At 58.3% G+C, this 228-nt stretch carries 1 protein-coding gene; it reads left to right on the top strand.

Annotated elements, in window-relative coordinates; translation table 11 throughout:
• On the top strand, positions 1-228 hold a 228-nt coding region (locus Q4563_RS23530), incomplete at both ends, for a DUF3418 domain-containing protein (RefSeq protein WP_303606269.1).

Here is a 228-nt window from a genome sequence, read left to right as displayed (position 1 = left end):
CGACTGAGGCGCAACAAAGCGCTCTCAAACTGACCCGGGAACAACTCTTGAGTGATGCCGCCGCCGGTATTACTGATCGGGACTTTCCGGCAGAGCTGGAGTGGCAGGGGCTGCAATTTCCACAGAGTTACAAGTTTGCACCCGGTGCCATGGATGATGGGGTCTCGCTCAGTGTTCCCGTGGCGATGTTACAGCAGGTGCCTTCCGCTCAAGTGGAGTGGCTGGTGC

Source organism: Gilvimarinus sp. 1_MG-2023, assembly GCF_030548285.1.
This window is presented reverse-complemented; position numbering and strand designations above follow the sequence as displayed.